General features: G+C 66.6%; 12 protein-coding genes. 5 read left to right on the forward strand and 7 right to left on the reverse strand.

Features of this window, described 5'->3' with window-relative positions; genetic code table 11:
- Nucleotides 1-68 precede the first annotated feature (68 nt).
- Nucleotides 69-2,558, forward strand: a complete 2,490-nt coding sequence (locus tag AC1MH0_RS06210) for a glycoside hydrolase family 9 protein (RefSeq protein WP_480965157.1) — start codon at nucleotides 69-71, stop codon at nucleotides 2,556-2,558.
- A complete protein-coding gene (locus AC1MH0_RS06215) occupies nucleotides 2,558-3,451 on the forward strand; it encodes an alpha/beta hydrolase (protein WP_480965158.1) in 894 nt (297 codons plus the stop codon). The genes AC1MH0_RS06210 and AC1MH0_RS06215 overlap by 1 nt, the downstream gene beginning before the upstream one ends.
- Before the next feature lie 298 nt (nucleotides 3,452-3,749).
- On the opposite strand, the gene AC1MH0_RS06220 is transcribed toward AC1MH0_RS06215, so the two are convergent.
- The 7 genes from AC1MH0_RS06220 to AC1MH0_RS06250 all read right to left on the reverse strand — a co-directional run bounded on the left by AC1MH0_RS06220 (nucleotide 3,750) and on the right by AC1MH0_RS06250 (nucleotide 14,804).
- Complete coding sequence (locus tag AC1MH0_RS06220) at nucleotides 3,750-4,058, reverse strand: SDR family oxidoreductase (RefSeq protein ID WP_480965159.1); 309 nt, start codon at nucleotides 4,056-4,058, stop codon at nucleotides 3,750-3,752.
- Complete coding sequence (locus AC1MH0_RS06225) at nucleotides 4,006-6,273, reverse strand: glycoside hydrolase family 3 N-terminal domain-containing protein (protein WP_480965160.1); 2,268 nt, start codon at nucleotides 6,271-6,273, stop codon at nucleotides 4,006-4,008. Before AC1MH0_RS06225 ends, AC1MH0_RS06220 begins: the two co-directional genes overlap by 53 nt.
- Nucleotides 6,270-8,354 (reverse strand): hypothetical protein, encoded by a 2,085-nt coding sequence (locus AC1MH0_RS06230; RefSeq protein WP_480965161.1) that lies wholly within the window; start codon nucleotides 8,352-8,354, stop codon nucleotides 6,270-6,272. Before AC1MH0_RS06230 ends, AC1MH0_RS06225 begins: the two co-directional genes overlap by 4 nt.
- A 57-nt stretch (nucleotides 8,355-8,411) precedes the next feature.
- A complete protein-coding gene (locus tag AC1MH0_RS06235; RefSeq protein ID WP_480965162.1) occupies nucleotides 8,412-11,255 on the reverse strand; it encodes a TonB-dependent siderophore receptor in 2,844 nt (947 codons plus the stop codon).
- Nucleotides 11,256-11,348: 93 nt separating this feature from the next.
- A complete protein-coding gene (locus tag AC1MH0_RS06240; RefSeq protein ID WP_480965163.1) occupies nucleotides 11,349-12,296 on the reverse strand; it encodes a FecR family protein in 948 nt (315 codons plus the stop codon).
- A complete protein-coding gene (locus AC1MH0_RS06245; protein WP_480965164.1) occupies nucleotides 12,280-12,855 on the reverse strand; it encodes an RNA polymerase sigma factor in 576 nt (191 codons plus the stop codon). The genes AC1MH0_RS06240 and AC1MH0_RS06245 overlap by 17 nt, the downstream gene beginning before the upstream one ends.
- 314 nt (nucleotides 12,856-13,169) lie before the next feature.
- Nucleotides 13,170-14,804 (reverse strand): DUF5597 domain-containing protein, encoded by a 1,635-nt coding sequence (locus AC1MH0_RS06250; protein ID WP_480965165.1) that lies wholly within the window; start codon nucleotides 14,802-14,804, stop codon nucleotides 13,170-13,172.
- A gap of 190 nt (nucleotides 14,805-14,994) precedes the next feature.
- On the opposite strand from AC1MH0_RS06250, the gene AC1MH0_RS06255 reads away from it, so the two are divergent.
- The 3 genes from AC1MH0_RS06255 to AC1MH0_RS06265 are packed head-to-tail and all read left to right on the forward strand — an operon-like array spanning nucleotide 14,995 to nucleotide 19,840.
- Nucleotides 14,995-17,409, forward strand: coding sequence for a glycoside hydrolase family 31 protein (locus tag AC1MH0_RS06255; protein ID WP_480965166.1), 2,415 nt, complete (start codon nucleotides 14,995-14,997; stop codon nucleotides 17,407-17,409).
- Nucleotides 17,409-18,206: an SGNH/GDSL hydrolase family protein gene (locus tag AC1MH0_RS06260; protein WP_480965167.1), complete on the forward strand. Its 798-nt coding sequence runs from the start codon at nucleotides 17,409-17,411 to the stop codon at nucleotides 18,204-18,206. Before AC1MH0_RS06255 ends, AC1MH0_RS06260 begins: the two co-directional genes overlap by 1 nt.
- A gap of 2 nt (nucleotides 18,207-18,208) precedes the next feature.
- Nucleotides 18,209-19,840: an alpha-L-fucosidase gene (locus AC1MH0_RS06265; RefSeq protein ID WP_480965687.1), complete on the forward strand. Its 1,632-nt coding sequence runs from the start codon at nucleotides 18,209-18,211 to the stop codon at nucleotides 19,838-19,840.
- Nucleotides 19,841-19,848: the final 8 nt, after the last annotated feature.

A 19,848-nucleotide genomic window follows, 5' to 3' on the forward strand; every position in this document is an offset into this window, starting at 1 on the left:
TACGATACTCCGCCGGAGAGCGACGCGACCAAGCGCGCCTCCGGCCACGACGTTCGACAGGAGAGATTGTGCCACGCAAGAGCATCGCCACCGTCCTCGCTTCGGTGAGCCTCTGTACAGTTTCCAGCGTGGTCTGCGCGCAATCGCTGACGGTTAGCCCCGCCGAAACGCTCGAGACGCAGGGGTTGAGCGTCATCGTCGATCAGAACCAGTTCAGCCCGATCTTCTTCGATGAAAAGAATGCCGGAATCCAGATCGTGCTGCACGGCGACCGGATCGCCACCGACGGGGCGGTGCGCCTCGACAACACTCCCGAGCAATGGGCGCGGGTTCCTGCCTTCATCAGTCGCACGCGCGGCACCGAACCCAACCAGCTGGTGGTGCGCTCCGCGTACAAGGACGCCAAGCTCGACTATAGCGTCAAGGTCACCGCCGAGGGCGAAGGGTTCCGGATCGCCGTCGATCTCGACCGCCCGTTGCCGGCGAACCTGGTCGGCAAGGCGGGGTTCAATCTCGACTTCCTGCCGACCGCTTATTTCGGAAAGTCCTATCTGCTGGATACGGCGCCGGGGTTGTTCCCGCGCCACCCGACCGGGCCGATGGCGAAGGACGGCTCCGGCGATCCGCTGCCGCTGGCGTCGGGTGGCAAGTCGATCACGCTCGCACCAGAGGACCCGATGACTCGCGTCACCATCACGTCCGACCAGGGTCCGCTGGCGCTCTACGATGCGCGTGCGCGTGCGCAGAACGGCTGGTTCGTCGTCCGATCGATGATCGCGGCCGGTGCCAAGGACAACGCGGTCGTCTGGCATGTCCGCCCCAACGTCGTGAAGAACTGGACGCGACAGCCCGTCGTCTCGTTCAACCAGGCCGGCTACACCCCTGCCCGTCCCAAGGTCGCGCGGATCGAGCTCGACCCGAACTTCGCGGCACCGGGAGAAGCGGAGCTGGTCAGGTTGACCGCGGACGGTCGGCAACAGTCGGTACTTCGCGCCAGGACCCAGCCGCGTGGACACTGGACGCGCTACGATTACGCGGCGTTCGACTTTTCGAGCGTACGCGCACCCGGTATCTACGCTATTTCCTATGCTGGGCGGACGACCAATCCGTTCCGGATTTCGGCCGATGCATACGACCGGATCTGGCAGACCTCGCTCGATACGTTCATGGCCGAGCAGATGGACCATGTCGGAATCCGCGAGCAATATCGCGTCTGGTCCGCCCCGTCGCACCTCGACGACGCGCGCCAGGCACCACCGAACATCGTCCATTTCGACGGCTACAAGATGGGCGCCAGCCTCGACTCGCCGTTCAAGGCCGGCGAGCATATCCCCGGTCTCGCGGTGGGCGGCTGGCAGGATGCGGGCGACTACGACATTCAGACGCCCGAAAACGCATCGGTGGTGCGCGACCTCGTCTGGGCACGCGAGTTGTTCGGACTCGACTGGGACGAAACGAGCATTGATGAGGCGGCACGCGCGGTCGAGATCCGCAAGCCCGACGGCATCGAGGATTCGCTCCAGCAGATCCGCCACGGCACGCTGCAGCTGCTCGCCCAATACAAGGTATTCGGACACGCGATCGTCGGCATCGTCGATCCGGCGCTGCGCCAATATGCCCATCTAGGCGACGCGGGGTCGCAGACCGATGGACTGACGTTCGACCCGTCGCTCAAGCCGGCCGAGCGCAAGGCTGGAGCGTCGGGCGCACAGGACGATCGCTGGGCGTTCACCACCGATCTTCCCGCCAACAACCTGCTGGTCGCAGGCGCGCTCGCCGGAGCCGCGCGTACGCTTGCGGCGAGCGATCCAAAAATGGCGTCGGAAGCGCTGGCGGCGGCGAAGACCTTGTGGAGCCGGCAACAGCACGGCGTCGTGGCGGCGGGCGACGGACGCGACGACTCGACCTCCCCGCGCTCCGCCGAGGGCGCCAATGTCGCGGCGACCGTGGAGTTGCTGATCACCAGCAAAGGCGACCCGCTTTATGCGAACCGCCTGCGCGCATTGCTTCCCGTCGTCCGCCAGAATTTTGAACGCATTGCGGGGTCCGCCGTGCGCGCAATCCCGTACATGGACGCCGTATACCGCGCGCAGCTGCTGCCGCTGGTCCGCGACATGAAGGCCAAGGCCGACCGGGAGCAGGCCGAGAACCCGTTCGGCGTGCCGATCAGCGATGGGTCCTGGGCGGGCTCGAACCAGGTCGTCAGCTTCGGTACGACGATGTACTTGGTGCACAAGGCGTTCCCCGAGCTGGTCGGAACCCGTTACACGCTCGACGCGATCGACTATGTGCTGGGACGGCATCCGGCGAACAACCTGTCGCTGGTGTCGACCGTCGGCACCGCGTCGAAGCTGGTCGGCTACGGGCACAACCGCGCGGACTACAGCTTCATCCCGGGCGGGATGGTGCCCGGCGTGTTGATCGTGAAGCCCAACTTTCCCGAACTGAAGGCCGACTGGCCGTTCCTGTGGTTCGAAAACGAATATACCGTCAGCACGACCTCGGCCTACATTCTCGCCGCACGCGCGGCGATGGCCGCGACGGCGGAGGTGAAGTGATGCGGCCTGTTTTCGCCTCCATCGCGCTGCTGGTGGCGGCGACCCTCGCAACCGTTCCTTTGGCAGGACAGGACCCGGCGCCGGAGCAGCCGCCCCGCTACACCGCGATCAAGCTCTGGCCCGACGGCGCACCGGGCTCGGCTGCGCGTCGCGGGGAGGCGGAGATCGGCCGCGATTACTGGATCCGCAACATCCACGATCCGTCGCTGCTCGCGTTTCCCGCCAGCCCCGCGAACCGTAACGGGGCAGCAATGGTGATCATGCCCGGCGGCGGGCACAAACTGCTGGTCTGGACGAACGAGGGCACCAAGGTCGCGACCGCGCTGAACCGCATGGGGGTGACCGCGTTCGTGCTCAAATACCGCCTCGCGAACGAGCCCGGTTCGAAATATTCGGTCGAGGGCGATGCCGCAAACGACGCGCGGCGCGCGCTGCGCTGGGTGCGCGCGCACGCCGCAGACTATGGCATCGATCCGTCGCGAGTCGGTGCGATGGGCTTTTCGGCAGGAGGCGAACTCGTGTCGCTGATCGCCGACAATCCCGAGCCTGTCCGACGCGGCGCCGTCGATGCGATCGACGGACAGTCCGCTCGCCCCGACTTTCAAGTGCTGGTCTTCCCCGGACCAAAAGGCATCCCCGCCACCGCCGTCGCCAACGCACCCCCCGCGTTCCTGGTCGCCGGCAGCCGCGATCCCTGCTGCGCGGCACCGACGGTCGCGCTTTACGAACAGCTGCGCAAAAGTGGCGTGTCGGCCGAACTGCACATGTATGCCGACAGCGGCCATGCGTTCAATCTCGACGAGTCGAACCGGACCTCGATCCTGCATTGGCCCGACCGCCTGCAAGACTGGCTGGCCGATAGCGGCTGGCTTGCAACCCGACCCAAGAAATAAGGCGCAGATTACGTCGGTTGTCCGACACGTCGCCCTAGGCGTCAATCCACACATCACGTTCTCGCGGCCAGAAGCCTTCCGCAGGAAGCCCCCCTGCTCACCTGGACGGCTTCGTTCGTCTCGGTCGCAGACGCCTGCTCACCTCGACGACCGGTCCGGGCGGACAGAAAGCCCGCCCGGACCGGTTGCGCAGCGTCGCCTACATGCCGGCTGCGGTCGGGCAGACGATCACCTCGCTGATGTCCACGCCGTCCGGCTGCTCCAGTGCGTACCGGATCGCGCGCGCTCGCGTCGGAAGTCAGCAACTTCCGACGCGACCTGGTCGGCGCGGTGGCGATATCCGGGTCGGTGATGCCAGCGCGGTAGCCCCGACTCCGGGTGAATTGATCGTCGCCCGGATGTCGTCATGCTCCTGGCGCAACCCTTCCGTGATCGCCCAGACCGCGTATTTGGTCGCGCAGTAGACGGCGATGCTCGGCATCACGAAATGCGCGGCGATCGATGCCACGTTTACGACATGGCCGGCCTGCTGCGCCGATCCGAGCCGATGACGCCTACGACTTCGGTATCTTAGGTGCCAGATCGAACGACAGACGTGTTCCACCACTGGGCCCGTTCAACGCGATCCGAACATCGAAATCGCCCGGCTCTGCTCGCACCGTGCCGTCCTGGGCGACAAAAGCCAGGTCGGCGCGAGTGAGGTTCATCGTGAACTTCCGACGATCGCCCGCCCCCACGTCGACGCGTACGAACCGCTTGAGTTGCTGGACCGGCCGCGTGCGGCTGGCGACGCGGTCGTGGATGTACAGCTGGACGAGCGCAACGGCATCGCGGTCACCGGCATTGCGGACATTCCCTTCGATCGCGAGTTCGCCGTCCCATGCCATGGTCTTGGGCAAGGCGACGTCCTCGAGCGTCAGGCGACCATAGGTCAGCCCGTGACCGAAAGAATACAGCGCACGGTCCGGCGCATCGCGCCACCGCGCGCGGCCGCCTTCCACCGGGTCGGCATCGGTCGCGGGGCGGCCGGTCGCGCGGTGATCGTAGGACCAGGGTTGTTGTCCACTCGCGAACGGGAAGCTGACCGGCAGGTGGCCGGACGGCCCCTCGATCCCGAAGATCACGTCGCCGACCGCATCGCCGGTCGCTTCGCCGAGAAACCACGTCGCAAGTATCGCCGGCGCATTGCGGATCGCGCCGTCCAGCACCAGCGCGCGACCGTGGCGCAACAGCACGACGACCGGTGTACCGGTCGCGGCGACCGCTTCGGCAAGCGCGCGTTGGGCGGCGGGGACGTCGATCTCGACCCGGCTGTTGCCCTCCCCGGACATATCGCCCGCCTCGCCGACCGCCAGCAGCACGACGTCCGCACGTCGCGCCGCTGCAACAGCGCGCGCGATGCCGCCGGGGAGAGGGTCGTGAACGCCCGATCCCGGCTCGACGATCAACGACGTCGGGTCCACCAGCCGCGCACGGAGTCCGGTCGCGAGGTCGATCCCCACCCCCTGTTCACCGGCGAACGACCAGGGCCCGTCGAGGTTGGCACGATCGGCAGCAAATGGCCCGATCAGCGCGATCCGCTTGCCGGCCCGCGGCAGGGGCAGGAGCTCGCCCTCGTTCTTCAGCAACACGATCGCGCGCGTCGCGACCTCGCGCGCGATACGCCGGATCGCCGGGCTGCGCGTCTCGCGGCGTTCGACCCGCGCGTCCATCGACCGGTAGGGATCGTCGAACAGCCCTAGCGCCTCCTTCAACGCGAGCACCCGGCGCACCGCTTGATTAACGGCCGTAATCGGTACCGCGCCACTCGCGACCAACGAAGGCAGGTGGCGATTATACAGCCCGCTCTGCATCGACACGTCGATCCCGGCGAGGATCGACAGCCGCGCGGCGTCGGCCTCGTCCGCCGCGATCCCGTGCGCGATCAATTCCCGGTCGGCGTCGTAATCCGACACGCAAACGCCGGCGAACCCAAGCTCGCCGCGCAGGACATCGGTCAGCAGATGGCGGTTCGCCGTCACCGGCACGCCGCCGAAATCGGTGAACGAAGCGATCGTCGCGCCGGCCCCCGCCGCGAACGCTTCCGCGAACGGCGGGAGATAAGTCTCGCGCAGTTCCGCCTCGCTCATGTCGACCGCGGCATATTCCATGCCGCCGCGCACCGCCGAATACCCCGCGAAATGCTTGGGCGTCGCCAACATCGCGTCGGCGCGCTTCAGGTCGGGGCCCTGGAACCCGCGTACCCGCGCGACCGCGAGCAGGCGGTTGAGATACACGTCCTCGCCCGCCCCCTCCGCCACGCGTCCCCAGCGTTGGTCGCGCGCGACGTCGACCACCGGCGCGAAGGTCCAGTGGAGACCGCCCGCCGTCGCCTCGCGCGCAACTGCCCGCGCCGCGCGTTCGGACAGGTCCGGGTCGAACGCCGCGGCCTCGGCAAGCGGGATCGGAAAGATCGTGCGACAGCCGTGGATGACGTCGGCGGCCAGCACGAGCGGGATCTGCAACCGGCTCTGCAACGCCGCCGCCTGCAACCGTCGCGCGCCTGCGACGCCGTAGCCGTTGAACAGCATCCCGATTTGGCCGGCACGCACCCGCGCCAGCATGGCGTCCGCGCTGCTGGCATTGACGACCGGGTTGAACACCGCACCGATTGGGCGGACGTCGTCGTTGAAGCAACTGAGCTGGCCGGCCTTCTCCTCGATCGTCATCGCCGCGATCAAATCGTCGATCCGTCGCGCCGCCGCTCCTGCCGGCATCGGCACCGCAGCCGCCGCGGCAAGCAGTCCTGCCCGCGTGAGCAGCGCGCGACGGTCGATCGTCACTTCTGCGGACGAAGCGCGGCGGGCGGGCGGAGCGCGAGAAACACCGTGCTCCACAATTGCGCCGCATTGGACTCGTCGACATCCGCACTCGACGCACCGAACGGCGCGACGGTGTAGCGCCCGTTCGCGTACGCCCAGGACCAAAGCTCCGACGTCCGCACCTCGCCCGCCGCGTCGATCGCACGCCATAACCGCGTGCGCGCCGACGTCAGCCGGCGCCGCGTCACCCCCGGAAGATCGCTGCGCGACAACTGGCGATCGAGCCCCGCGGCGAGGATCGCCTGCTGCCACGACCACACCACCGTCCCGTGATAGGCGGTCGCGCCGAACCGGCCCTGCACGTCCGCCGGCGCAAAGGCCGGGTTGGCGACGAGCAACCCGACATCGGTCATCAGCCCCGCCGGGAACGGTCGCATCATCGCATCGACCGATCGATCGAGATCGGCCGGCGAAGGCGTGCCGAACAACAGCGCGAACCCGTCGTCGGAATGCACCACCGGCACGGGCTTTCCCGCATCGTCGAGCGACAACGCGTTGAACGCGAGCGGCGCGGTCCCGAGCGATGCCAGGGCAGGTGCAGGCGGCACGCCGACGTTGCGCGCATAGGCGGCGATGTCGGCGCTCGCCTCCGCGTTCGGCACGGTCATCGCAAACAACCGCGGCGCGGCGCGCTGCCAGACTTGCGCCTGCGCCGCGGCCTTCGCCATCGCCGCGCGATCCTCCGGCGTGCCGTAGCGATCGAGCAGGCCACTGGCGGCAAACCGTTCGATCGCGGCCAGCGCGGCGGGCACCCACACCGCATTCACGTCATACGCGTACCGGCCGCGTCCCAGCCCTTCCTCGCTGTCGCGCCACTGGCCGGTCAACCGCCCCGCCTTGATCGCGACCAGCGCCTTGTAGCCCGGCCGCGCGGCAAACGCGGCCGTGCGATCGACGACCCAGGCGAAGTTTCGCGCGATCAGGTCGCCCTGCCGCAACCCCTTGCCCGCCGGCGCGGCGAGAAAGGCGGCAGCACGCGCGCGACCACGCGGTGCGTCCAACAGCCAGGCCCGCGCCACCGGCGCCAGCATGAAGTCGTCGTCGACCATCGCGTAATCATAGACCGGCGACGCGACCCGCCCGCGGCCTTCCTTCGCATTCCGAAGCACCGCGAACTCGCCGATATCCTCCTCGTGCGCGACCTCGCCATTGGCCGCGAGCCGCGCCAGCACCGCGCCGAGGCCGTCCTCGACCGCCGCCGGCTGCAGCACAGGCATCAGCAGCCGTAGCGACATCAGCGTGTCGCGCCCGAAATACGTGTCGAAGCGCCACGACCCTGCCAGGAACTTCTCCTTGTACGATAGGTACGACAGCGCATTACGGGCACGCGGATCGGCCCGCGCGCCACTGGTCAGCAGCGCGTCGCCGCCAAGCGGAGTGAGCGGCGTCTCGCCACTACCCGCGACGATCGCGATCCGGATACGCCCGCCCTTCCCCGCGCGGATGCCGTCCTTGTCAACGATCGCACCGTCGAGCCCGCGAACCGACAGGACATAGCCTGCCGCACCGTCAAGCCGGTCGCGCGCCCAGACCATCCCCGGCCCGCCGCGAAGATCCGCGTCGTAGCGCCCCGCCACCAGGATCTCGGCAGGCGCCTTCCCCAGCGCCTCGTAGTCGCGCAGCACCCGGATCGACGAGAGCACCGCCTGCCGGAAGCGCAGCACCGGCACGTCGATGCTGGCGACCGCCTGCACCGCATGCAACGGCCGCCCCTTCGCATCCGTCATCGGCGACGGCGTTGGCGGTGTATCAAGCGTCCAGGTCGCGGGCCGGTCGATCTTGTCGAACCACAAGCCGACCGCACTGTTGCCCGCAGGAAACGCCGACAGGATGCGCGGCATGTCGCCCGATCGCAACAGCAGGTGCGCCGCCGTCTGGCCATCGCGCACGAACGCATTGATGTTGCGCCCTTCGTCGATCCGGAACGCGAGCGGTGCCGTGTCGCGCTCGGCCCGGTCGTCGACGGGCGTGCGCTGGGCGGATCCGGCGACACCGCCGGCAAGCGCGACGACGAGCGCCAGCGCGGAGGTGAAGCGGATCATGATGTCTCCGAAGAAAAAGGGGCGCGGCTGGGGTGAACCGCGCCCAAGGGGGGGGACCTAGAAGTCGAAGCGCACGCTCGCCACCGCGTTGCGGCCGTTGATCGGACGCGCGAAATACGTGTTCCGGCCGGTGTTCTCGACGAACCCGCCGCGCGGATTGCCTTCGGTCAGCCCGATCACGTTGCCGATATTCTCGACGCTCGCCGACAACGACACACCTTCGTCGAGCCGGAACAGCACGCCGGCCGAGAACACCGAATAGGCGGGCAGTTCGAGCGAGTTGGACACGTCGGCATAGATCTTCCCGATCCGCTTCCAGCTGCCATAAATCTCGCCCAGATTGTTCGGCAGCACGATCGCCGGCGTAACGTTGATGTTGAGCGCCGGCGTACGCTCGGGCCGATTGCCGCCGAAGCCCTGCACGGTCGCCCGTAGCGCAGGATCGATCGTGTTGAGATCCACGACGACACCGTTGCGGCGTGCGATCAACTCACCGATGCTGATGCTCGAATCCTGGATCACGCCGCTTGCCTGCAGGCGGAACCAGGTCGTCGGGCGCAGCGTCACGTCGAACTCGCCGCCATACACCTTGATCCCCGAATTGGCGGTCAGCTGCTGCGTGATCTGCACGCCGCCGACGGTCGAGGTGATGTCGCGCGACTGCGGGTAGTCGAGGAACTTGGTGTAGAAGCCGGTGATCGATGCCTGCAGGAAGCTGCTCGAATAGCGCACGCCGCCTTCCGCGAAGCGCAGGTTGGTCGGCGTGTTCTGCTCCTGCGCCTGGAACCCGGTGGCATAGCGGCCATAGACTGCGAGGCGCGGGGTGATCAGGTAGTTTGCGCCCAGCGTCCACGCGACCTTGTTGAACTCGCGACGCTGCGCCGTGTACGTGCCGGCAAAGCTGTTGTTGATGTAGTTGTTGGCGATGATGTTATCGTTGTCGACCAGCAAATTCCCCGCAGCGTCATAGGTGCCCGAACCGGGGACCGGCGCACGGTTGAGCGTGTCGCCCGCCAGTCGGTTGAACACGAAATGCTCGAACCGCGCGCCGCCGTCGATCCGCAGCTTGTCCCACAACGTCAGCTGGTCGGTGGCATAGGCCGAGATTGAACTGAACTTGGCGCGGCTCGGGCCTTCGCCGAACGTGCCATAGGTCAGGAAGCCGTTCTCGGTCAGCGAACCGACGACGGCGTTGGCCGCATTCAGTGCGACCACGTCGACGCGGCGCGCCCGATCCTGCACGTCGGTCAGGAACGTAGAGGCACCGATCGCGTCGTTGTAGCGGCTTGACCGCGTGAACAACCCGCCCAGCGTCAGCGAGTTGGTCGGCGTCTGCCACGTGATTCCGGTATCGCTGTTGAACTCCTTTACCGACGCACGATTGCGGCCGATCACGCTCTCGGCGAGCAGACCGTTGCCGTTGATCGCGTTGAGCGCCGCGGTGCCGGTGATGACCTGGCCGGTATCGACGTAGCGGATGCCGAGCTTGTTGGCCCCCTGCGGCGCGAACCGCGCGAGCGTCTGCGCGCTGGTCGGGTTGTTCGCCAACCGGTCCGACGCGAGTCCCAGTCCGGAATTGTCGTACGAGAAGATCGAGTTGAAGTCGGTGCCGAAGTTCGTGTAGCGGCCGCGCGCAAAGAAGTTCAATTCGCTGCCGATGTCCTGCGTCAGGTCGTAGCCGTAGGACTGCGCCTTGGTGTGGACGCCGTCTTCGAGGTCGATCGGCTGGAACGACCGCCCGGTCGTCGGCGAGGTGCGCGTCCGGACGAGGGCGAAGTCGCGGCTCTGCAGCAGGCCGTGGGTCGCGGACAGGCCGGGAATCGATTTCGGATCGCCGACGCCCGTCAGCGGAATGCCGACATAGAAGATGTTGCTGTCGTCGACGACCTTGGCCGACAGCGTCAGCTTGCCGCCGGTCCAGCGCTGCGCGATCGCACCGCGGAAGATGAAGCCATGGTTCGCGTCATAGCCCGGATCGCGGATGCCGTCGTCCTTGCGGTAGAACCCGCCCAGCGAGATCGCGGTGTTCTCGGCGATCGGCTTGGTCATGAACGCGTCGACGCGTGCCGTGCCGAAGCTCGACGTAGTCAGCTGGAACGTGCCGCCGGACGTGTCGAAATCGGGTTTGCGCGTGATGAAGTTGACCGTCGCGCCGGCACCGTTGACCGTCAGGATGCCCGACGAGCCCGAGCGCACCGCTTCGAGCCGGTCGATCGAGACTTCCTGCTTCAAAATCGTGTCGCTCAGCGCGTTGATGTAGAAGACAGGCAGCCCGTCCTCTTGCAACTGCACGAATTGCTGGCCACCACCAGCGAGGCCGCGGACCGAGAAGTTGTTCGACACCTCGCCGCCCGATCCCTCGACGAACACGCCCGGGATCAGCTCGAGCGCCTGCGCGGTCGAGCGCGGCGCCTTGCGGTCCAGATCCTCGCGGGTCGCGACGGTGACCGCCGACGACGAGGTCAGGACGGTCTGGCCCCGGGCGCGCGTGCCGGTGACGACGATCTCGTTGAGTTCGTTGCTGGCCTGCTGCGTCTCGGGCTGGACGCCGACCGGGGTCGCCGGATCGGTCTGCGATACTTGCGGCGCGGCGACGGCACCGGTCGCAAGCACGGCGGTGCGGCCGTCGAACGACACCAGCCTCAGGCCGGATGCGGTAGCGATGCGGCGAAGCCCGTCGGCGACCGCGAGATTGCCGCGGATCGCGACGATCCGCCGACCGCGCGTGGCATCCTCGGGCGCGATGATCTGGATACCGGCCTGTCGCGCGAACGCAACGATGCCGCTCGACGCAGGCTGTGCCGCGATGTCGAAGCTGCGGGTCTGTCCAAAAGCGACGGCGGGCGACGCGACGACCAGGGCGCTGGCCAACACCAGCCCCGTATACAGTTGTGAACGCATGATATTCCTCCCCTGCGATGTCCCGAACGCGTCTTGAGCGCGTCTGTCGGTAGAGATGCGCGGCCGGCGGGTTTCCGTCAGCCCGTTTCGGATTTATTCGACGACCCTAAGGTCGCTGCCGTCGCGCTCGATCCGCGCGCCCGTCATCGCCGCCGCCGACCGCGCGAAGCCTTCCATGTCATCGGTCCGGAACCAGCCGACGATCCGGCGGTCCGCCAGTGGCGCCTCGACCGACAATTGGCGCGCGTTGTAGCGGTTGAACTCGGCGGCCGCGTCGCCGAGTGTCATGCCGTCGAGCACGATCTCGCCCTTTCGCCACGCCAGCGTCTCGGCAGGTCTGGCGGTCGACACGATCGTCTCGGCGGTGCCGGACGCGTCGGCGACCACCGCGTGCTTGCCCGCGTCGAGCGTGACGAACCGTTCCGGCACGGCGACCGACCAGACCCTAACGCGCCCCTCGGTCACGGTCACCTCGGCGCGGCCGACATGGCGCCGGACCGCGAAGGCGGTTCCGACCGCACGCACGCGGACGTCGCCCGCAGAGACGATGAACGGTCGCGCATGGTCCTTCGCCACCGCGAACCATGCCTCGCCGTCATCGAGCGCGACCGAGCGTTGCTCGGGCGTCATGCGCACATGCGTACGGCTCGCCGTGTTGAGGACGATCGTCGAGCCATCGTCGAGCTTTGCGATACGGCGCTCGCCGACCGCGGTGGCCAGCGCAGTCTCGCGCCGCGCCCCCAACCAGAGCGCACCGACTGCCGCAGCGGCAACCGCCAGCCCCCCGCTGGCAACCAGCATTCGACGGCGCGACAACGAAGGTCGGGTCTCGAACGCGACGTCGACCGAACCGTCGTCCGCACCCTGTAAGTCGATCCCGCTCCACACCGCCCGAGCGCGCAACAAAGCGCCAGCATGACGCGGATGTTCCGCGCACCAGTCCTCGATCTGGCGCGTCAGATCCGCATCGTCCGGTGCCCGGTCCAACCGAGCGACCCACCGCGCCGCCGCCGTCTCGATGGCGTCAGGCTGGTCGCGCATGACGGCTCCTGACGGTGCGGGCAGGCAGGTCGGCGCGATCCTCCGCCGAAAGTCCGTTCAATATGGTCTTCAATCCCCGTGCCAGATCATTCTCGACGATGGTTTCCGTGATGCCCAGCGTCGACGCGATATCCCGTTGCGACAGTCCCTCGACCTTGCGCATGCGAAAGATCGTGCGGCTTCGTTCCGGAAGGTCAGCGAGCAGATGCTCGACCCGCGCCAAAAGGCCGCGCCCTGCGACGATACGCTCGGGTGACAGATGATCGACAGCCAGCGCGCGTTCGAGATCGGCACTCGTCCCGACCGCGTCGATCCGCACGACCCGTGCACGGCGCAACTCGGTCAAAACGACGTTGCGCGCCGTCTGGAACAGATACCGCCGCGGATCTTCCACCCGCCGGAAATCGGGCACCGCCGCCAGCCGGCAATAGGATTCCTGCACGACATCATCCACGTCGATCCCGGGAAAGCCCGTTCGAAGCCACCGCCGCAACGCGGGTTCGTGCGGCAAAATCTGCCGCGCGACCCATGTCACGAGTTCGGTACTCAAACGCGTCATATCACCCCTTGCCCGGATCAAGGATGCACGGCGGGGACAGTTCCGTCACGACCGATCGGAAATTCGGACTTCTTCAACGCTGCTCGACAACGATCGGGATCAACCGATCGCGTTCCGTGACGATGTTCGCCAACCTCCATCTGACGAGGTAGGCGCGCCGCAATGTTACGCACCACAGGACGGTTGCAGTCCGAAACGCGAGCACGCCAATCGCTAAAGTCGGGCATGCCCACGCAAGCGCGCCGCCCGCCACCAACTCGGAACCGTCGAAACCGCATCAGTCTGATTGCTCGATATTAGTCGAACTGGCCGCTCTACCTGTAGCTGCCCATCGTCACCTTCAGGACGACCGGAGTTATCAGGTTGATCCCGTAATCGGTCTGGTCGCCGTTCCAGATGCGGCTCGTCACCCAGCGCCCGTCGACCACGCGGCCCTCCTCGACGCGGAACACCGAACCATTCTTGGGGCCGCCCTTCGCTGTCCCGAAGTTCAGGCGGACGTGATCGCCAACCACCAGGAATTCGTTCGGCGAAAGATGCGCCACCGCGACGCCGCCGACCAGCTCCTTCGCCCAGACCGGCGGCTCGGACTTGATCCACGTCCAGTCCTTCTGCCCGAACTGCCATTCGCCATAGCTCGTGGCGATCGTCCAATCGCCCATCGTCGTGGTCTGAGGCGTGGTCTGGCCCGTGCCGACGTCGGGCTTGGCGACCCCCCAGGTCGGATGGTCGAACGCGATCTTCGCCCAGTCGCGCGCCATCGTCGAAAGGGCTGCGTATTTCAGCCCGATCGCGTCGACCGTGTCGTCGTCGAGCGCCTTCGCCCCGAGCGGATAGTTGAAATACCCGGTGTCATCCATGCCGAACGGCGCATAGCCGATCGCACCGCGCCCGAGCGCCGCATAGAAGAACCGCGCAAACTCCTTCGCATTGCCGATCTCGGGCACCATCAGCGCATTGTCGGGCCGCGCATACGCATCGAGGTACAGCGCGACATGGCCCGCATCGCGGTCGTAGATATCGGGCGCCTGGAAATCGAGCGCAGGCGCCGCCGCCTTCCAGATATCCAGCACGTCCTGCTGCGGTCCGCCGCTTGCGACGCCGGTCGGATCAGGCACGTTCGAGGGCCCTGCAAGCGACGCGTTGACGTACATCGGCAACGGCTTGATCGCCTTGCCCGCCGCGGCGATTTCATCGACGAAGCGCGCCGTGTGCCAGGTGTTGAACGCGCGGTCGGCCTGCGCGCCGAACATCTGCGTCCAGCTGCCGCCCGGCTTCTTCAGCACCTTTACGAGTTCGGCGGGCACGGGCTTGGCAAACACCGCATTCGCCTGCGGGCCGTAGTCGCGTGGCGAGCGATAGCTGCCGACTTCGTTCTCGGGCTGCACCATGATCACCGTGTTCTGAGGATCATGCGCCTTAAGATATTTCATCACCTCGACGAACGCGCGCTTGTCCGCCTCCAGCGTCGCGCGAAACATCGGCGAATGGACGTAATGGTCGGTGCCGTCCTTCATCTTCATCCGCGGAAAACGGCGATTGTCGGCCTTGAACCAATCCGGCGTGTAGCCGGGCGAGGTGTTCTTCCACGTCCCGAACCAGAGCAGTACGACGCGCTTGTCATGCGTCCGCGCCTGATCGAGCAGCGTCTGGAGAAAGCTCAGGTCGAACCTTCCCTCGACCGGCTCGACCTGCTGCCACGCGATCGGGATCTCGACGGTGTTGGCATGCATCCGGTCGAGCATCGGCCACACCTGCGGCAGCGCGGAGGCATAGTTGCTGCTGTTGTTGACCTGAGCGCCCAGCATCAGGAACGGCGCACCGTCGACGATCAGCGCATGCCGACCCGCCTTGCCGACGATCCGCGGAACCTCGGTCATGGTCTGCGCGGACGCGCTACCGCCGCTCAACGACACGGAAAGGGCCACGCCCGCGATTAGCTTATTCATACGAACCAAGACTGCATCCTTCTCCGTGAGCGCAAAGCGAACGGGCTACGCCCGGATTTCTAGTCCCGGGGTGCGACGATCAACGGAAATACAGTTGATCCATCTCCCGTATCTGCAATTATACGACAAAATCGCCGTTCCGGCCATGATCGCGTTACCGTAAGGGCATAAGCCCGTGGAGAGGATTTTAATGCATATTGCCCCAGCCCGTGTCGTCACGCAGCCGTCCAATCAGTCCGGCAAGACGTCACGACTAGACCGCTCGTCGCGGGGCTGGTCGTCGCGTCTGGTCGCACGGTTGGCCATCGGGGTCGCGCTCGCCACGCTCGGCACTCCCGCCTTTGCCGCACCGATCGCGACGGTCGACCGCAACGGCAGCCTGGTTTCGGTCGAAGCCTATGCCCCCAACATCGTCCGCGTGACGATCGCGACCGACCGCGGGCAGATCGACGCGCCCCCCGGCGATGGCCCCAACGCCAAGCCCGATGCCGCCGGCTGGACGCACCGTAGCGACGCAGGCGCCGACGTCTTCACCTCATCCGCGCTGTCGCTTTCGGTCGACGCCAAGCCCTGGCCCAAGGCGCCGTCGCAGATGGAGCGCTATTTCGCGCCGTCGCTGCCGCCCGTGTCGGTGACGATCCGCAAGCCCGACGGCTCGATGCTGACGCAGATGACCGGCTGGGAAATGGCGCCGCACACCGTCAACGGCGAGAAGACGTTCCGCGTCGGCGCCAGCTTCGCCTCGCCCGCAGACGAGCATTACTACGGCCTGGGCCAGAACCAGGAAGGCAAGCTCGACCTGCGCGGCCGCACGATCGACTGCCGCCACAATTACGATGCGCCGGCGGGCGAGACGGTCTGCGTCCCGTTCATGGTCACCAACAAAGGCTATGGCATCGTCTGGGACAACCCGTCCTCGACGGTCGTGTCACCCGGCCTGCACAGCGCGACGCACTGGCAGTCGGACGTCGGCGAGCGCGTCTCGTTCTTCGTCATCACCGGCGCCACCACCGACGAAATCTATGCCGGCTACGCCACGCTGACCGGCGCCACGCCGCTGCCGCCAAAGGCCGCGTTCGGGCTCATACAGAGCAAGGCGCGCTACGAGACCGAGAAGGAATTGCTCGATGTCGCCACCGGGTATCGCAGCCGCGGCCTGCCGCTCGACATCATGGTGCTCGACTGGTTCTATTGGTCGCGCATGGGTCAGCTCGACATCGACCGGAATTACTTCCCCGATCCCAAGGGCATGAACGACAAGCTGAAGTCGATGGGCATGCACTCCATCATCAGCGTCTGGCCGCGGTTCGAAAAAGAATCGCGCTACTTCAATCTGCTGTCGAGCAAGGGCTGGTTGCTGAAGGACAAGGACGGCAACGTCGTCGATGGCCTGCCGATACGCTCCGATCGCGCCGGCGCGTTGCTCGACAGCACCAACCCCGATGCCCGCCACTGGTTCTGGGACCGGATCCGCGACAACATCGCCAGCCAGGGCTTCGACTGGTTCTGGCTCGACGAGACCGAGCCGGATCTGGTGCCCGACGGCAGCTTCTACTCGATCGGTTCGGGCGATCGTTATCACAACGTCTTCCCGCTCCTCCACACGATGAGCGTGGCGGACGGGTCGGCGAAGGATCGCCCGACGATGCGCAACCTGATCCTGTCGCGCGCGGCCTATCTCGGCGCGCAGCGCAACGGCGGGCTGTTCTGGTCGTCGGACATCAAGTCGACCTGGGAGGCGCTGCACCGGCAGGTCCCCGCGGGACTCGGCTTCACCGCGAGCGGCATGGCCTATTGGGGCAGCGACATCGGCGGCTGGCAATGGCCGAACGGACCCAAGGCGACCCGTCCCGTGCTGCTCGATCCGGCGGGTGCGACCGCGATGGCGCCCGACTACGCGGATTACCCCGAGCTGTTCACGCGCTGGTTCGGGTACAGCGTGTTCACGCCGACATTGCGGATCCACGGTCAGCGCCCCGCCACCGCGATCTGGCAGTACGGCACAGCGGCCGAGCCGGTTCTCGCGAACTTCCTGAAGCTGCGGTATTCTTTGATGCCGTACATCTATTCGCTCGGGCGCCACACGTACGAGAGCAATGCGCCGATGATGCGCGCGCTGTTCATGGATTTCCCGAACGATCCCAACGTTGCCGACATGGGCGACGAATATATGTTCGGCCCCGCCTTCCTGGTCGCACCCGTCACCGAACAGGGCAAAACCAGCCGCCAGGTCTATCTGCCGGCGGGTGCCGAATGGTATGACTACTGGACCAACCAGCGCTTCACCGGCGGCCAGACCGTCACGGCCAATGCGCCGATCGACAAGATCCCGCTGTTCGTGCGCGCCGGGTCGATCATCCCGATGGGCGTCCAGGTGCCGAGCACGGCAACGGCGCAGGCCTTGGAGAGCATCCGGGTATATCCCGGTGCAGATGCAAGCTTCGCGCTGTACGACGATGACGGCGTGACCAACGACTATCGGACCAAGGGCGGGCGCAAGGCGGTGCTGCGCTGGGACGACAAGACCCGGCGGCTGACCGCGTCGGGCAAACTGCCGACTGGGCAGGATGTCGCGTCGCTGGTCCAGATCGTCGCTGCGAAGTGATGCGCGAGATCGCCATTGCGGCAATGGGGCTGGTCTCGTTGCCGGCAGCTGCGCAGACCAATGTCCCGGGCGATCCCTATGCCGGTGACCCGGTCGGGATCGTCGCCGCCCCCTGCCCTGCGCATTCGTCACCAACCGACGGCGCCGGGTGGGAGGCATGGAAGCTTCACATGCTCACGCGCGACTTCGGCCAACTCTGCCGGTACCGCGCGCAGAACGAACAGCTCAAGGCATCCCGCACACCGGTCCGCGTGGTGTTCATGGGCGATTCGATCACCGACAACTGGATCGGTGCGGACGCCGCGCTGTTCACCGGCGGACTGGTCGATCGTGGCATCAGCGGCCAGACCACGCCGCAGATGCTCGTGCGCTTCCGCGAGGACGTGATCGCGCTGAAACCGCGTGCGGTCCACATCATGGCGGGTACTAACGACATCGCCGGCAATACCGGCGCCTCGACGATGGAAATCGTCCAGGGCAACATCGCCAGCATGGCCGACCTCGCGCGTGCGAACGGTATCAGGGTGATCATTGCCTCGACCCCGCCCGCCGCCGCCTTTCCGTGGAGCAAGGACAAGCAGCCGGTGCCGCAGATTCGCGCGATCAACAGCTGGTTAAAGGCCTATGCGGCGAAGAACGGCTTCACCTATGTCGACTATTACACCGCGCTAGCCACACCCGAAGGCGCGATGAAGCCGGGGCTGGCGAGCGACGGCGTCCACCCGACCCCCGCCGGCTATGCGGTAATGCGCCCGCTCGCCCTCGCCGCGATCCGCCGGACCCTTGCGGCCAAGTGAGTATCGATCTCAGCCGCCGGTCTGTCCTCGCCGGGATCGCCGCCCTTGCCCCCGCGACACATGCGCTCGCGCAGAGCCCGATGGGGCTGGCCCGCGGGCCGGTACAGCCGACCTGGCAATCGCTGGTCGATCACTATCGCTACCCCGAGTGGTTCCGTGACGCGAAGCTCGGCCTCTGGTCGCATTGGGGGCCGCAGTCGGTCCCCGAGCAAGGCGACTGGTACGGCCGCTTCCTGTATATGCAGGGTCACCCCGCCTACGAACATCACCTCAAGACCTACGGCCATCCGACCATGTCAGGGATGATGGAGGTGATGAACCGCTGGACCGCGGAGCGCTGGGATCCCGACGCGCTGATCGCCCGCTATGCGAAGGCGGGCGCGAAATATTTCGTCTCGCTCGCCAATCACCACGACAATCTCGACTGCTACGACAGCCGCTATCACGCTTGGAATTCGCTCCGCGTCGGACCCAAGCGCGACGTCGTCGGCACCTGGGAAAAGGCGGCGCGGAAAGCCGGGTTGAAGTTCGGCGTCTCGAACCATGCCGCGCACAGCTGGCACTGGTATCAGACTGCCTATGGCTATGATCCGACAGGGCCGCTGAAGGGCCAGCGCTACGACGCGTTCAAACTGCGCACCGCCGATGGGCGCGGCACATGGTGGGACGGGCTCGACCCGCAACAGCTCTACACCGGCGCGCATGCGGTCCTGCCAAACGGCATCGACACGATCGCGGCGATGAACGCATGGCACGACGCGAACGACGGCCAGTGGATCGAGACGCCGCCGCCGAACGATCCAGGCTATGCCGCGAAATGGCTGCTCCGCCAGACCGACCTGATCGACAAGTACAAGCCCGACTTCTGCTATTTCGACGATTACGAGCTGCCGTTCGGGCCGATCGGGCTCCAGGCAGCGGCGGACTACTATAACCGCTCCATCGCCTGGCACGGCAAGATCGACGTCGTGCTCACCGCCAAGCAGTTGAAGCCCTATGCACGGTTCGGCCTCGTGCAGGACGTCGAGCGCGGCTTCACCGATCATCTGTGGGACGAGCCGTGGCAGACCGATACGTGCATCGGCGACTGGTTCTACAATGTCGCGCGGCTCACCGACAAAAGCTACAAGACCGCGGAACAGGTGATCCAGCGGCTTGCCGATGTCGTCTCGAAGAACGGCAACCTGTTGCTCTCGATCCCGCAGCCCGGCGACGGATCGATCGACGGCGAGGAGGAGAAGATCCTCGACGGCATGAGCCGCTGGATCGCGGTCAACGACGAGGCGATCTTCGGCTCGCGGCCATGGCGGATCTACGGCGAAGGCCCGACCAAGCTCGAGGCCGGGATGCAGAACGAACAGTCTTCAGGCGTGTTCACGTCGCGCGACGTGCGCTTCACCACCAACAAGGGGGCGCTCTACGCGCTGTTCCTGGGCTGGCCGCAAGGCGACGTCACGATCGAAGCACTGGGACGCAACCGCTTCGCCGACGGCGTCGTCGAACGCGTGACCCTGCTCGGCGGCGGCAGCATGGCGCACCGCCGTGATGCACGCGGGCTACACCTGACGATGCCCGCCAACCCCGGCGAGGGGTTCGTCCCCGTCCTGAAGCTGGAAGGCCGCGGCCTGGTCTAGCATTCGAC

It is taken from the genome of Sphingomonas sp. AP28 (genome assembly GCF_056680455.1).

Coding starts and splice junctions, on each gene's coding strand:
- AC1MH0_RS06240 (WP_480965163.1), bottom strand. CDS start 12,296: ATGCGCGACCAGCCTGACGCCATCGAGACGGCGGCGGCGCGGTGGGTC.
- AC1MH0_RS06255 (WP_480965166.1), top strand. CDS start 14,995: ATGCATATTGCCCCAGCCCGTGTCGTCACGCAGCCGTCCAATCAGTCC.
- AC1MH0_RS06260 (WP_480965167.1), top strand. CDS start 17,409: ATGCGCGAGATCGCCATTGCGGCAATGGGGCTGGTCTCGTTGCCGGCA.
- AC1MH0_RS06245 (WP_480965164.1), bottom strand. CDS start 12,855: ATGACGCGTTTGAGTACCGAACTCGTGACATGGGTCGCGCGGCAGATT.
- AC1MH0_RS06250 (WP_480965165.1), bottom strand. CDS start 14,804: ATGAATAAGCTAATCGCGGGCGTGGCCCTTTCCGTGTCGTTGAGCGGC.
- AC1MH0_RS06230 (WP_480965161.1), bottom strand. CDS start 8,354: ATGATCCGCTTCACCTCCGCGCTGGCGCTCGTCGTCGCGCTTGCCGGC.
- AC1MH0_RS06235 (WP_480965162.1), bottom strand. CDS start 11,255: ATGCGTTCACAACTGTATACGGGGCTGGTGTTGGCCAGCGCCCTGGTC.
- AC1MH0_RS06215 (WP_480965158.1), top strand. CDS start 2,558: ATGCGGCCTGTTTTCGCCTCCATCGCGCTGCTGGTGGCGGCGACCCTC.